This is a genomic window from Singulisphaera rosea (assembly GCF_054877945.1).
Genome location: NZ_JBTYIP020000059.1, coordinates 1 through 16,460 on the forward strand (window position 1 = coordinate 1; position 16,460 = coordinate 16,460).

A 16,460-nucleotide genomic window follows, 5' to 3' on the forward strand; every position below is an offset into this window, starting at 1 on the left:
GGCATTTCTTCACCACCGGGGTCAGCGGGTTCATGGCCAAGTCGGGGATCGTGGCCGAGGCGATCCGAAGCTACCTCGCCAGACCCTGGATTGGGCTCACAAATCCCTCAACTGCGTAACTCCTATTTCAATCTAAAATTTGTTTAGAATTTTATCGCATTTTAAATCTGTGTAAATCTGCGTCATCTGTTGATGATCGCCTCTTTCCTCATCCCCGATTATCCTTCGATCCGAGGAATCAAATCCGCGAGGGTAAATTCGTCGATTTCGATCGACATTCCGACGGATTGGAACCGGATTCGGTGCAGCTCGAAGGTCGGATCGACGGGGCGGTAGAGGATTCGTCGTTCGTTAATGAAGACTTCGAGGAGGCCGCCGACCTTGACGTAGCGGATCGAGTTGGATCGCTTACCGTCGATCTGGATTTGTGGATCGGGAAGGGAGATCTTCGCTTCACTGCTGGTCAGTCCGAGGAGAAATCCCGAAGGGGCTTCGAGTTCGAGCTGTCCGAGCGACTTGGCTTCGGGGGGCGAGTCCTGGTCGGCCCTGGTTAAGCCATTGAGCGTGAGGCGGGTGACCTTCACGAAGGTCGATCGTTCGGAATCGGTTGGGGCCATCGTAAACCGGAACTTGAGATCGAAATCCTGGATCCCCTCGAGATGCGACAGGTCGAGCAATCGGTAGTGGCCCGAGACGATCGATTCCTGGAACTCCTCCTGACGTCGGACGCGGTCGAGGAACCTATTCTCCGTGATGTCGTCCGCGCCGATGAGTTCGTTGCGCACGTCGAGGTGGTGCATCCGCGCCGCTTGAACACTCGGTGGAGTTGCCTCTCGAGCCTCGACCGGCAAGGCCCGATATGCGGCGATCAACGCGGTCGCTTCTTTCGCGACGTTTCCGAAGATCGTGGGATGCTCGAGCGCCAACGTCTTGACGCGTTCCCACTTCCCGTTCGCGATCGCCACTCGATAGGCGAGCATGGGGTCGAGTGGCTCCGTCCCCGCGGCATGCTCGGCTTCGTACCAGAAGTCGAGAGCCGCCTCAGGCCGCCCTTGCGCCATCGCGAGCGCGGCGCCCGCGGCGGAGGAGGCACGGTTGCGCGGGAAGCCCGCGGCGAGAGCGTGCTGCCAGGCGGTTTCGGAGAGGTCGGGATCGGTCGACGTCGCCGTCAATCCTATAAAAACATCGCGATCCCATTTTGGGTCCTGGTCCTTGCTCCTGAGATAGACGAGATCGGGCCGACGGACGATCTCGAAGGCGTTCTGAAACGCGATTGCCACACGCATGTCACGGATGCGATCGGCCTTGACGGAGTAGTACTGCACCCGGATCGGGTCGCGGCGGTACTCGGCGAGACGTCCCCAAAGTTCCTTGCCTTCGGCCTTGATGACCACATCTTCGGGGCCCAACCCACTCGCTTCTATGGTTGTCGGGGCTTGCCTCCCATGAATTCTGAGGCCGTGATCGGGATATTTCGTCCGGGCGAGTTTCCTGGCCTTGATGAGCTGGTCGTCGAAGGGCGTGGAAAGTCGCCTGTAGGTGTCGGCGTCGAGGATCTCGCGGAATTGCGGAGTGGTCTTGGGGGCACTCCACGTCAGGAGATCGGCGGCAGACGAATTTGCGGTTGTTGATAGGAGGGCCATTGCCAGGATCAAACCGCGGGATCGAGCAATTCTGCGTATCTCATGCCCGTTCATGTTTCCAATTCCCTTGACAGGAGGAGATCGTCGAGGCCCTCGGGGGGAACATCCCTAGACATGCTCCGGCCCCGTGGCAATCGGCCGATTCCGATGATAACCTGAGCTGAGCGGCCGATCGCGAGGATTCCTTCGAATCACATCGGCAGGGAATCCGAACGAGCGACGCGGCGGGATGATCGTAACTCTGACCCCCACAGCCGGTGGGGCGTTTCCGAAGGGATCGACCATGACGATGCGAAGAGCCGCGACCGCGAATCATCGTCCCCTGGCCTGGTTCCTCGCGGTGAGCGGCGTGATGTTCGGGAATCTCGAACCCCTCTCTCATTGTCGCTCTGCCGATCTCGAAGTCGGCGTCGAGGCGTCCCAGGACGAGGCTGGGGCTCAGCCCGTTGGTCCCGCCGTGTCGACGATCAAGCGCGGCAAGGACGCGACGGCCCTAGTCGATGTCGGAGGTCGCGGGATTGGCTCGGCCGTCTGCGTCTCGACTGATGGTTTGTTCGTGACCAATCATCATGTGGTCTCGTCCTTGGGGCTCGGCTCCAAGGTGCGGTTAATCCTCAATCCCGGTTTGAAGAGTGAGCGACACCTCGGCGCGAAGGTCGTCAAGCTCGGGGATGATGTCGACCTCGCCTTGTTGAAGGTTGATGCGTCTCCGACGTTGGTCACCCTGGAGATCGGGGGCGTAGAGGACCTCGTCGAAACGATGCCGGTCACGGTTTTCGGCTACCCGTTCGGACAGATGCTCGCGACCGGGAATGAAGCCCCGGCGGTGAGCATCAATCAAGGGAAGATCGCCGCCCTTCGCCGAAAGGATGGCGACCTGGATACGATTCAGTTCGACGCCGTCGTCAATCCAGGCAATTCCGGAGGGCCGCTGGTCGATGACCGTGGGAGGATTGTCGGCCTCGTCGTTGGCGGATACCCCGGTACCCAAATCAACTTCGCAATCCCTGCTCACCGCGTTCGGGCTTTCCTCGAAGGGCCGGCGCTGGTCCCTCGCAATCCGGGTCTGACATTCCACGATCGTGAAAGGAAGCGTCAGTTCGAGATCGATGCGTACGCCTTCGATCGGCGGAGTCTGGACGGGCTATCGATCGAGGTCTCGTTATCCACGTCTCCTGAGGACCATCGGACGTTCAAGGCCACTCGCGACGGTGATCGCTTCGTAGTCGAGGCAGAGCCGTGCCCGGCGGACGAGGCCCCGCCCGAAGCGATGCTCGTCGTCCGCAAAGGCCGAGGGACGATACGGACCGCGCTCCCCAAGGGTGACCTCGCAATCGGGAACCGGATGATCCCGTGGTCGGCGATCGAATCGATCGAGAAGGATGGCGACGACTGGATCGTCTCGCCCCTCGAGGAGAAGCGCTTCGCGGTGAAAAAATTGGCATTGCCCGATGTAACGTATGCGAACGGGCGAACCTCGGCGCTGGCAACGGCCGATCGCATCGAGGTCCGGGTCGACAAGCCGACCGTCTCTGAAGTCGAGTACGAGCTTCTGCCCAGCAGTGGCGACAAGGATTTCCCCCCGATCAACGGGACGTTCCCGATCGCCGGTGTGCCCAAGCCGATCTTCCCCGGTTTCGACAGCCCAATTGCCCGAATCCAGGGCGACCAGCCCGTCGTGATCGAGGCCCTGGTGGCGACGAACATGAAGCTACAGGTGACGAGGAGCGGGATTCGTTGGGTGTTCGGCGAGGGGCTCGAGGACGATCAAGGCCGGCACCTCGTCGTCAATGGCCGAGGGTGGTATCCCGGGCGATCGAAGCCCCAGGCCCCGGCCGCTGAAGGGGGGGCCAGCCCCTTGCTCCCGATCCTCTTCGGGGAACGTGAGTCCCAGGTCCACCTGCTTTGGAGCCGCCGCGACTCGAACAGTACCGTGGATCGCGATCGTGTCGGCTTCGAAGTCAAGAAAGAAGGGGGCGACGACCTCGCGACCGTGACGATCTCGAATCGCGCCAAGGAGCCAACCCGATTCGCCCTGGCGGTGACCACATACCCTTCGGGCGAGTTCAACCCGGTCGCGCCACCTCGACGGAAGGAGGTCGTCGAATCGCACTGGCCCCTGGACGATCCCGGCAATGTGCGTGTCGTGGATCTCGGCCCGGCGAAGCATGAGGGGCGAACCTCGCGACCTCAGATCGTCCCCGACGGGGTTGTCGGCGATGCGCTCGAACTCGACCGATCGACGATCGTCTGTCCGGGAGTGCTCGACATCGATATCGCCGACCCGTTCACTTTGATCAGTTGGGCCGAGCGCCGTCCCGGAAGCCACGGCTGTTTTTTCAGCAAGATGGACAACACGCTCCACGGATTCGAGTTCGGCATAGGGGACACGATCGCCGCGCACCTCATCTCTAGTTGGCAGGGGGACGCCCTCCGAGTGTGCGCGATCGAGCCTCTCGCGCCGGACGGTTGGCATCAGATCGCCGTCACCTATGATGGATCTCGCCGCGCCGACGGATTGAAGCTCTACTTCGACGGCGGCCCGGCCACGGCCGAGATCACGCACGACTCTCTCCGCGAGACGATTCGCAACAAGGCCCCATTCGCGATCGGGAGCCGCGAGCGTCGCGACTACTGCCAGGGGCGTGTCGACGAGTTCCGCGCCTATCGTCGAGCACTCACCGCCGACGAGATCTTCGAGTTGTATGACCGCGACCGATCCGGGATTGCCTGGCAAGAGTCCTCGGCATTGAAGCAAGGATTGGTGGGCCACTGGTCGTTCGATGGTGCCTCGGGTGAGCAATTTCGAGACAAAACCGGGCAAGGCCATGATGGCCAACCGGTGCCTGAAAGCGTCTTGCCGACGATCGTCGAGAGCGACGGCAGTCGCGCTGTCCGCTTTGAGGGGGGCGCCTTCCTCGACTGCGGTCCGCTCGTCGATTTCGATCGAACCGATGCCTACTCACTGGGGGCCTGGGTCAAGCCGAAAGGAGAAGGCTTCCGCGCCCTCATGGGGACGATCACTCCCGCCGAGAAGGGGTTCGACCTGTTCTTCGACGGGCGATTCGGCTGTCATTTCGTAGGCGACTGGGACGCGAGCACGATCCGCTCGGCAACGCGCTCAAAATTCCCGAATGATGCTTGGTATCACGTCGTCTGTACCTATAACGGCTCGTCGAAGGCGCTCGGTTACAAGATCTACGTCAACGGCGTCGACACCCCTCACGACGCCGACTACGACTCATTGACCACCCCGACGAAGACCCACGGGTCGTTCGTGATCGGCTCCCGAATCGGCCGGGATTATTTCCGTGGCGACATCGACGACGCTTTCGTCTACCGGCGTGCCCTCTCCGCCGAGGAGGCCCGTGCGTGGTTCGACCGCGGGCGAAAAGGGATACCGACAACGGCCGGAATCGGTGAGGGCTTGGTCGGCCTCTGGACATTCGAAGGAAAGGGGGACGATGCGTTTCGAACGGTCGCCCCCAACGGAGCCCGACACTTTGCCGGACCCGAGATTGCCGAGGGACATTCCACCCTCGTCGCCAACGGTCCCTCTCGGGTGGCGAGCTTCCGCGGGATCGGCGGGATCCTCTGCGGTGATGCGGGCGACTTCGAGTTCGACGAGCCATTCTCGGCGGGAGGATGGTTCCTCTGCGAACCTGGCAAGTCGCAATCCTTGATCTCGAAAATGCTCCCCTTGGGCAGAAACCGCGGGTATGAACTGCAATACGCGGGCAATCGGTTCGTCGCGTATTTGATCCACGACTGGTCGTGTGAGCCGAAGAACGCGATCGACTTGCAATCGGCCCCATTCACGAAACCCGGTTGGCACCACGTCTTCATGACCTACGATGGTCGTTTGAAAGCGTCGGGATTGAAGATCCACATCGACGGCGAACCCATCGAAACCTCACCTGCCAGCGATCACCTCACCGGTTCGATCCGCTGCAAGGAACCGTTCATCATCGGATCTCGCTTCACCGGGATGACGATGTACGGTCGAGCGTCCCACGCGCGGGCGATCCCTCGCACGCTGTCGGCCGAAGAGGTTCGCGCGTTGTCGAAGATGGAAAAACCGGACGACCCTTCTCAGTGAGGAAAGTATAAGATTCGTCCGTAGATAACGCAGATATTCACAGATAAAATTCAAATTAAAAATGTGTTAATTTTCATTTTTAATTCGTTTGTAAATCTGTGTATCTGCGTCATCTGCGGATAAATCTCTCCCTCTTTCTGCCATCCGTATTCAATTTGTGTCGAAATCGTCTTAACAAGGCACTTGCGTCCCGATCCGGCGTCGGTGATAGTTTTCCCCCGGGATTGACCGAACGCTCACCATCGAACGCTCGACCATGCACGTCCGCCGCGTTGCCTTGATCTTCGACGACCGTCCGCGACCTGATACGACCGGCATCTACTGTCGGGCGGCCTTGGGTGAAATCGCCGAGGTCGAGTATTTTCGGCCTGACCAGCTCAACGAAATTCGTCCCGGGCATTTCGATTTGCATCTGGCGATCGATGACGGCTTCGACTGGCCGATCCCCGACGCGCTGCGCCCGATGGCCTACTGGGCGATCGACACGCACATGGACTTCGATCGTCGGCTCGTCCGGGCCGGGAAGGTCGACCTGACCCTCGCCGCCCAGCGCGACGGCGCCGGGCGGTTGCGAGACTCGGGGGTCGAGCGAGTCGAATGGTTGCCGCTGGCTTGTGACCCGAACATCCACCGGAGGCGCGAGGTCGCCAAGAGACACGACGTCTGCTTCGTCGGCCACCTCGCCCCGAGCCCCAGGGCTGACCTCGTCGCCTTGCTCATGCAGAAGATCCCCTCCGCGTACGTCGGCCGCGCGTTCTTCGACGCCATGGCCGAGATCTACTCCGCCTCGCGGGTGGTCTTCAATCGGAGCGTGCTCAACGACGTGAACATGAGGGTGTTCGAGGCGTTGGCGTGCGGCTCGATGCTCCTGACCAACGACCTGTCGGAGAACGGCCAGGCGGAGCTGTTCCAGGATGGCGAGCACCTCGCGACGTACCGCGACGCCGACGACATGCTCGATCGTTTGAAATACTACCTCGAACACGACGAGGCTCGGGAACGGATCGCGGCCTCGGGGAGGGCCGAGGTGCTCGCGAAGCACACCTACAGGCACCGCATGGAGCGGATCCTGCGGGCCGTGGAGGCGCTGCCGACGACGATCGCGACGAAGTTCGTCGCAGGCCCGGCCGCCGAGGCTCGTCATCCCGAGTCGAGAGCGGTGCCCCCCGCGCCGCCGAAGGCTCACGATTCGTCGCGGAGAATGCCAGTGCCCAGCAAGGGTCGGTTAGGCTCGGTGATCATCCCGTGTTGGAATCAACGGGAGTTCACCCGGCATTGTATCGCTGCACTCGCCCGCCACACACGCGACCCCTGGGAGCTGATCGTCGTCGACAACGGCTCGACCGACGGCACGAATGCGTTCCTTGAGGGGGTGCAAGCCGCCGCGCCGTTCCAGGTCCAGGTCATCACGAATCCCGAGAATCGCGGGTTTCCCGCCGCGTGTAACCAGGGATTACAAGCCGCCCGAGGCGACTTCCTGGTCCTCCTGAACAACGACGCGGTGGTCACCGACGGCTGGCTCGACCAGCTCATCGCCCTGGTCGAGTCCGACCCGAAGATCGGCCTCGCCGGCCCGATGTCGAACTACGCGACACCCCCCCAACTCGTCGAGCACACGCCCTACCGCAACCTCGACGAGATGCACCGGTTCGCGGCCCGTTGGCGAGCGGAGCACCGTGGCCAGTGGATGACCACGGCCAAGCTCTCCGGGTTCTGTCTCCTGTTAAAACGCGCGGTGCTCGACGCGGTCGGCGGCCTGGACGAGCAATTCGGGCTCGGCTTCTTCGACGACGACGACCTGGCGGCTCGGGCCGGCAAGGCCGGCTTCGAGCTTGCGGTGGCCCACGACCTCTTCATCCACCATTTCGGCAGTCGCACGTTTGTTGGCGCCGGGATCGACGCCGAGGCGCTCCTAAGCGAGAACGAGCGTCGCTTCGCGGCCAAGTGGGGCCTGCCCGATGGACGAGGGCGGAGGGTCGCCCTTCGTCCCTGGGAAGGCAAAGGCACGCCGGCCGAGACTTCGGCCCGACCGGCCAAGGTCAGCCTGACGATGATCGTGAAGAACGAGGAGTCGAACCTCCCCGCCTGCCTTTCCTCCGCGGCGGACCTCTTCGACGAGATCATCGTGGTCGACACCGGTTCGACGGACCGGACGGCCGAGATCGCCCGGTCGTTCGGGGCCCGAGTCTTCGACTTCGTCTGGGTCAACGACTTCGCCGCCGCCCGCAACGCGGCCCTGGCGCGTGCCACCGGCGACTTCGCTTTCTGGCTCGACGCGGACGACGTCATCGAGCCGAGCGAACGGCCCGGACTCAAGGCCTTGCTCGATGGCCTCGACCCCGAATCCGAGGGGGCGTACGTCGTCCGTTGCTCATGCGACCCCGACAAGGAAGGGGGAGGAGGCCAGACGGTCGTCGACCACATCCGCCTTTTCCCCCTCCGCGAGGATGTCCGCTGGACCTATCGCGTCCATGAACAAATCTTGCCATCCTTGCGAAGGGCGGGCGTCCCGGTCCGCTGGACCGAGGTGACGGTGCGGCACACCGGATACAACGACAACCAGGTCCGGGGCCGAAAGCTCGCGAGGGACGAGGCGATCCTCCTCGAGGAGCTCGCCGACCGACCCGCCGACCCGTTCGTCCTCTTCAACCTCGGCTCGATCGCCATCGAGCGCCAGGACTCCGCCGCCGCGCTCGACTACCTGACGCGAAGCCTGGCCGGCTCGGCCCCCGCCGACTCGATCACGCGCAAGCTTTATGCGTTGATCGCCCGGGCGCACCAGACTCTCGAGCAGCCTCGTGAGGCCTTGGACGTCTGCAAGCGAGGGCTCACCCTCTTCCCCGACGACGCCGAGCTCCTGTTCCGCCAGGCGGTCGTCCACCGCAACACCGGCTCCCCGGTCGAGGCCGAGGCGCTCTGGAGGCGGATCCTGACCATCCGCCGGCCCGAGCAATTCTCGAGCCTGGACGTGGGGATCTACGGGCATCTCACCCGGCGCAACCTCGCGGTCCTCGCCCAGCAGCGCGGCGATCACGCCGAGGCCAGGAGCCTCTGGCAAGCGGTCCTGGCCGAGTGTCCCGCCGACGCCGACGCCCAGGCTGCCCTCCGACAGCTCGCCGCGCCGCCGCCCGTCGCCTGGCTCGTCGCCGCATCGAAGAAACGACTGCTGCCGGCCCGAGGCCCCGGCGACTTCGACCCCTACGCCCCCCTCGCGACCGATTGGGTCACGACCCTGGGGGCCCGCGTCGTCGTCGCCCTTGGCGTGGGATCCGGGGCCGCCGCGCGAGCCCTGGTCGCCGGCGTCCGGATGACCGAGGGACACGTCTGGGGCGTCGACCCACTCGATCGACAAACAATCGTCGACCCCCGATTCACATCCCTGACTGCCGACCCGGGCGACGTTGCGGATCGCTGGGAACGGATCGACTTCCTCCACATCGACACCGACCCGAATACGGAGGAGCAGACCTCCCGTTGGCTCTCGCTCTTCGCGGGGCGTTGCCGCGCGATCGCCCTGCACGACACGCACCACCCGGCCTTCGGGGTCGGGGCAGCGGTCCGGGCCTTCGTCGCCTCGGGCGATTGGCAGGTCTATGAGTACGGGGGCAACCCCTCGGGCTGGACCGTGCTGACGCGGCCCGGCGAGCCTTGCCCGGACGGGGAGTCGTCCCCGTGACTCTCTCCCGCATCCTGTTCGCCTCGTGCCATTCTTATGTCGACCCGGTCAGCGGCGCGGCCCGTGCCACCCGCGACATCCTCGAGCTGCTCGCCGCCCGAGGGGTCGACTGCCGGGCCCTCACGGCCGGGGTCCTCGACTTCGCCCGAGAGACTCCCTTGGAATCCGTCCTCGACCCGCTCGACGTCCCGTATCGTCGAGCGACGGCGCATCGGAGCGACGGCCAGTCGGAGGTTGTTGACCTGACCCTCGAAGGCGTACGCGTCACCCTGCTGCCGACGTCGTCCAGCCGGCTCGAGAACTCGCCGACCCCCGCCGAGGCCCGAGCATTCCTCGACCTGGCCGATCAGGTCCTGGCCCGATTTCGGCCCCAGGTCCTCCTGACCTACGGCGGCCATCCGGCCAACCTCGAGCTCATGGCAAGGGCTCGAAGAGCGGGAGTCGCGGTGGTCTTCCACCTCCACAACTTCGCCTATCAAGACCGATCGGCCTTCCGTGATGTGGCTGCGCTGATCGTCCCCTCGGGATACGCCCGGAGATTCTACGCCCGCCGTGTCGGACTCGAGACGAGCGCGATCCCATACCCGCTCCGGGCTGATCGTGTCGTGGCCCACGACCCCGAGCCTCGCTTCCTCACGTTCGTCAACCCCCAGCCCGCCAAGGGGGCGGCCGTCTTCGCGAGGATCGCCGTAGAACTCGCCCGCCGCCGTCCCGACATCCCGTTCCTGATCGTCGAGGGACGCGGCGACGCCGACGGCCTATCCACGTCGGGCATTGATATCTCCAGCCTGCCGAACCTGCATCGAATGGCCCACACCCCCGACCCTCGGCAATTCTACCGAGTCAGCCGTGCCGTGCTCATGCCATCGCTCTGGCGCGAGAGCTTCGGCCGCGTTGCCGCCGAGGCCCTGGCCAACGGCCTGCCCGTGCTCGCCAGCGACCGGGGGGCCTTACCCGAGACCCTCGGCGACGCCGGGTTCGTCTTCACTCTCCCCGATCGTTGCTCACCGGCCGGTGGCGCCCCCACACCGCGGGACGTGGCCCCCTGGTTGGCGGTCATCGAACGACTCTGGGACGACCCGGCCTGGGCCGCTCGGCACCGTGCGAAGGCCCTCGCCGCCGCGGCCCGGTGGGACGACACGAACTCCTCGGGGAAATTCTTGAATTTTTTCGAGACTCTTATCGAACGATACATATGAGATTTAGCCGTATGCGATTCAATGGCTTGGGTCTGATTGTAGGGGTTGTTCGGACGTCGGTGCTTCGGGAAAAATGGCCGATCGCCCAAAAATTCATTTGTAAATCCCGCACCGAATCGCTTGATTAGGCCCTGTTCGATTCGAGGTCCATCCTGACGTGATGGTCCTCTCAGATCTTCCTGCGACCGGCCTTCCCCCCCCCTTGGGCCGTTCGTTGAGGGATCGGCATATCGTCCGATGTGCCGATGCCGATTTGGTGACGCGCGAACCGACTTGCGAAGGGCCGGGCGTACTGCCCTGCGCTCTTCGCCGGGCCGACGCCCGTCGTTCTCCCCCGAAGGCTTCGATCGAAGGATCGTTCCCCCCCATGAGCCGCCCATCCTACACGGATCGCCGCCGCGCTGCGCTTGCGCGCCGATTGGCCACGCTGGAAGGCTTCGAGACGCGGAAGATGATCACAGAGCCGCTCGGCCTGGCCTGCCTCGGCGGCAGCTTGGCGGTCGTGCTCTCTCTGATCGACACCCCCGCGATCGCAGGGACGATCCCCGATCAAGACGCCCAACCCGGCCAACCCCCGGTCGAACCCGTCATCATCCCACCCCCGTCGAGGCACCTCCCCGAACGCCCCGTATTCCAAAGCCCCTTCGTCGCGAGTCCGCCCGTCGCCTCGTCTACCCCCTCCATGCCCCAGGCCCGAACCCTTTCGCGGTCCTCCGGGGCCGGCGATTGGCTTGACCTAACTCCGCTGACAGCGGACCACGCTCCCTCGTCCCACCCTACGAGGGAGGGTCTCGCGCGGCCGACGCCGTCTTCGGCTCGCGGAGGTGGTGGATCCTTGGGGACCGGGGGCGGAGGTGGTGGCGGCGCTCCGACTCGGCGTTCTGCGGCCCCCGTCGCGCCTCTTCAACCGGCTTCGGGGGATTCGACGACACCGGTCGGGGCCACGGTGGTTACGCCTGATGCCAGCCAGGGCGTCCATACGAACCCTTCGATGATGCCCGCCCATTCCTCCTCAAGACTCCCCGAGGTGGCATCCCCGGCCGCAGGCGGGCCTCGGAGGACCGCCGGACTGATTCAGCCCCTCGACGAAACCACTCCCGGGATCAGGGTCTGGTCGCCCGATCCTTCGGCCTCCGAGGATGGAGATACGGGGACTATCGAACTCGACCTGCTCGACGGTCCTTTGTCCTACGATTTGGAAGTGAGCTTTACGTACTCTCCCTTCAGTGATCTGGATCATGCCGCTATTCAAAATCGGGACTTTTCACTTTCGGGGGTGGAACAGGATGGCAATATCGTCTTTACGGCAGGGACTGTTTCGAAGGATTTGATTGTTAATCCTATTAACAACGGGATGCATACAGGAAACCTGAACGTCGGAATTTTATTGACTTATTCTATAAGTGCAGGTTATCAGCCATATTATGCAAATAATTATGCGGGTGTCACAATTGGTGAGAGAAATGGCTTAGCTGTTGTTTGGCCATTTCCGATTGATAAGCCGATAGTGTTTCCACCTGACCCCGTACCCGGTAATTTGCTTTGGGTCTGGAGTTCGCCGGGTGAGATTCTTTTCAACAACTCGGAGACTATCGCCCATATCGGTAGGACCCAGTCATTCACCATGGTTTGGGAAGGTCAATACTTTCCCGATACCTATAGTTGGGATGTTTCTGGATTGGGCTCTGATATTATCTCCTCCTCGGGTGAGAACACGGACACGCTCACGATCACATGGAAGGATACTAACTATCTGACCTCAGTTGACAGGATCACGGCGTCGGCCTCCGGGCCGCATACGAGCGGTTCGAATACATTTTATTTGTATTTGCCGCTTGGAACCTATGATCCTAGTCTCGCCGACCTTCCCACGACGGTTCCGCCGGATCTCGTCGCGCCAGGGGGCCCTTCGTTTTCCGTGCCGGGAGATCGGACGTCCATAGACGCCAACTCCGGTTCGCTCCAGACCAATGTCGTCCTGCCGACGTACAATCCCAACATCCCTTCACTCGAATTTGAATATGACTCTGTCTCGGCGGCTCCCAAGCCGATCGTTATCGTCCATTACCTTCTCGGAACCCTTTTCGCGCCCGACCTGATCCACGCCAAGCTCAGCCTCAATGGGACGGCCGGAGCCGTCTACGACTACGATACGACCGAGATGATCTCAGGAGATATGCTCCAATTGGCCCTTCAGGCTGATGGCACTGGTCTGTCGACCGGGCGATACGGATACACGGTCACGGTTGTTGAGGATTGGACAAGCCCCCTCACGAACGTGTACTCGGGTTATACGGATGTTGTGAACGAATCGGCGAATCCGATCGGTGCCGGGTGGACACTCAAGGGGCTGAATCGCATCATCCCGGCCACCGGAGGCGTCATCCTCGAACTGAGCGGCGGCTCCAGCCTCTGGTTCGCTGGCTCCGGCTCGACGTACACCTCCCCCGCGGGCGACTATTCCACGCTGGTCGGAGTCGGCGGCGGGTACGCGCGCGGACTCCCCGACGGGACCGTCGAGAACTACGACTCCTCCGGCCGCGAGATCTCTGTTGGAGATCGCAATCTCCGATATACAGGATTCGGCTATGACGGCAGCAACCGGCTCACGACGATCACCGACCCGTACTCGAAGGTGACGACGCTCACCTACGACGGGAGCGGTAAATTGCAGAAGGTGACCGACCCGGCTAACCGGGTGACTACCTTCACCCACAGCGGCGGTGCGCTGACCACAGTCCAGATGCCCGACGCGACGACCACGAGCTTCGCTTACGACGGTTCGGCGCGCATGACCACGCTGACAGACGCGCGGGGGAATGCTTTCTTGGCGGCCTACGACGCTGCAGGACGCGTCGGGACAATCACTCGTCCGGGTGGGGCAACCGAGAAGATCTTCGCCTTCCAGGAGAACGGCTGGGTAGCCCCAGGGAGCGGCACCACATCGCCCCTCCGCATGGTCGAAGCCCGTGCGATTTTCATCGACCCCAACGGCAACGGGACAGCCATGCGTCCCGACGGTTACGGCCTAGGTCGACCAGTCTACGTGACCGGCAGCGACGGTTACGTCTCCAGCACGATGCGTAACGCCAATGGCCTGGGGGTCTTCTCGGTTGACCGCACTCACGACATCTCGATGGTCGAATACGACTTGAAGGGGAACCCGCTCAAGGTCACCAATTCGATGTCGGGGGTTACGAACTACACCTATAACAGCTTCGCCGAGGTCACTTCCGAGATCGACCCTCGTCACGTCTTGACCTCCTATACCTATGACAACCACGGGAACAACACGGTCCTCCAGGATGGTCGCGGCGGCCTGACGACGATGACCTACGCATCCCACGGGATGCTCGCCACCATCAAGGACGCCCTGGGGAACGTCACCAGTTACCAATACGACAGTCAGGATCGCCTCACGACCATCACGGCCGCCGACAATTCGGTCAGCAAAGTTGCATACGACACCTATGGGAATCCGAGTACGGTCACAGATGGCCGCAACGGTGTCACAACCTATGCGTACACGAAGCTGAACCAACTCGCCGGGATGACGGATGCGCTCTTGAATCGGACGACGTACTCGTACGACGCCGATGGCGACCTTACCATGGTCCAGGCGCCGCTTTCGAGGACGACCCAATATGCGTACGACGCGTTGGATCGACTCACGACGGTCACCGACCCTATGGGCCATGTGACTGCTACCCATTACGACGCTGTTGGCAACATCACCTCGGTCACCGACCCACTAGGGCACACCACATCCTACGACTACGACAGCATGAATCGGGTGACGACGATCACAGACGCTCTCACCCACAGGACAACGATCCTCTACGACTCCGAGGGGCGGGTTACTGGTGTTATCGACGCCAATAATCAACGTAGTACCTATGTATACGATAACGCAGGACGCATCGTCGCTTCGACTGACCCGCTGAACCACACGACGACGTACCTCTATGACGCTGTGGGTAATCTTTTTCGAGTCACCGACCCCCTCAATCATTCCGCGACCACCTACCACGACGAGCTGAACCGGCCGGTTAACGTCTTCGATTCGCTCGGCAATTTTACTACCAACACATACGACGCCGTGGGCAACCTGATCGGGGTGACCGACGCCCTGGGGCAGACCACCGTCCTTGCCTACGACGCACGAAACCGCCTGCTCTCCGTGACGGACCCGCTCGGTCACGCCGTCACCTTCGGCTATGATGCCAACAGCAACCTCGTGACCGTGAAGGACGCCCTGAATCGAGTCACCACGACGGCCTACGACGCCATGGACCGGGCCACTACTGTCACCGACCCGCTCTCCGGCGTCACGGTCACCGCCTACGACGCCGCCGGCCGCGCCACCACCGTCACCGACCCGCTGAACCACGTCACGAGCTACCTCTACGATGCCGACGACCGCCTGACGACCATCACCGACGCGCTTCAGCACTCCACCACCTTCGGGTACGACGCCGCCGACAACCTCACGAGGGTCACGGACCCGCTCGGCCGCGTCACCGCATACGGCTACGATGCGCTCAACCGGGTGGCGACCGTCACCGACTCGCTGAGCCACGTGGCGACCACCATCTACGACAACGTTGGCCAGGTCATCGGCACGGTTGACGTGAATGGCGACCGGAGCACGTACACCTACGACGCGGCGGGCAATCTGGTCACGGCGACCGACCCGTTGAACCGCAAGACGACGTACCAGTACGACGCCGCCGACCGCCTGACCACGATCACCGACCCGCTGACCCACGTTACCGGCTACCGCTACGATGCCGACGACCGCCTGACGACGATCACCGCCGCGTTGAGCCACACCACGGTCATCGGCTACGACGCCAACGGCAACGTCGTCACGGTCAAGGACCCTCTGAACCACGTCACCACCACGACCTACGATGCAGACGATCGGCCGATCGCGGTCACGGATCCACTCCAGCACATCACCTCCACGACCTACGACGCCGTGGGCAACCCCGTCGTCGTCACCGACCCCCTGAGCCACCGCACGACGACCCAGTACGACGCTCTGGACCGCGCAACGACCGTGACCGGCCCCAACAACGACACGACTGTCGTCGTCTACAACGCGGCCGGCAACCAGGTCAAGGTGATCGACCCGGTCGGCAATGTCACGACCAATGCCTACGATGCGGGCGACCGACTGACCACGGTCTCGATGCCGGGTGGCGGGACGCACACCTTCGTCTACGACGCGGGAGACCAGGTGACCGGCTATACCGACGCCGATGGCCGGCACTTGACGTACGCCTACGACCTCGGTGGGCGGCAAACGGGCGAGAGCTGGCTGGCCGCCTCGGGCGGGATCCTCAAGTCGTTGACCTATACCTACGACAATCTTGGGAACATGACGGGGGCGTCCGACCCGAGCGCGACCTTGACCTACGGCTACGACTCGGGGGGCCAGTTGACCTCGGCGGGGATGAGTGGCCCCGGCGGGCTCCCCACGATCACCCTGAGCTACGGCTACGACCTCGGCGGCAACCGCACGAGCGTGACCGACAACTTGAGCTCGGTCGGCCGCACGACGTACATGTACGACGCTGTGAACCGGATGACGACGCTGACCCAGAGCTTCGGCGGGACCGCCGGCCCTCAGGTTGTGCTCGGCTACGACGCGGCCGACGAGATGACCTCCGTCTCCCGGACGATCGGCGGCACGGGAACGGCCGTGACGACTTCGATGTCCTACGACGCGGCCGGCCGGATGACGACGCTGACACACCAGATTGCCGGAGGATCGGGTCTGGCGTCCTACGTCTACACCTTCGACAACGCCGACCGCCTGACGAGCGAGAAGTACGACG

General features: G+C 63.0%; 5 protein-coding genes. 4 read left to right on the plus strand and 1 reads right to left on the minus strand.

Annotated features, from left to right (window positions below; genetic code table 11):
• Positions 1–218: 218 nt before the first annotated feature.
• Positions 219–1,655, minus strand: coding sequence for a hypothetical protein (locus tag ACYOEI_RS40450; RefSeq protein WP_462856346.1), 1,437 nt, complete (start codon positions 1,653–1,655; stop codon positions 219–221).
• 271 nt (positions 1,656–1,926) lie between these two features.
• Here ACYOEI_RS40450 and ACYOEI_RS40455 point away from each other — a divergent pair, with 271 nt between their 5' ends.
• From ACYOEI_RS40455 to ACYOEI_RS40470, 4 genes are all read left to right on the plus strand, one after another.
• The gene (locus tag ACYOEI_RS40455; RefSeq protein WP_462856347.1) at positions 1,927–5,742 is read left to right on the plus strand and encodes a LamG-like jellyroll fold domain-containing protein; all 3,816 of its coding nucleotides are present in this window, start codon (positions 1,927–1,929) and stop codon (positions 5,740–5,742) included.
• A gap of 256 nt (positions 5,743–5,998) precedes the next feature.
• Positions 5,999–9,418: a glycosyltransferase gene (locus ACYOEI_RS40460; protein ID WP_462856348.1), complete on the plus strand. Its 3,420-nt coding sequence runs from the start codon at positions 5,999–6,001 to the stop codon at positions 9,416–9,418.
• Positions 9,415–10,617: a glycosyltransferase gene (locus ACYOEI_RS40465; RefSeq protein WP_462856350.1), complete on the plus strand. Its 1,203-nt coding sequence runs from the start codon at positions 9,415–9,417 to the stop codon at positions 10,615–10,617. Before ACYOEI_RS40460 ends, ACYOEI_RS40465 begins: the two co-directional genes overlap by 4 nt.
• A gap of 1,918 nt (positions 10,618–12,535) precedes the next feature.
• The coding region (locus tag ACYOEI_RS40470; protein WP_462856351.1) for a hypothetical protein at positions 12,536–16,460 on the plus strand (3,925 nt) is incomplete at its 3' end.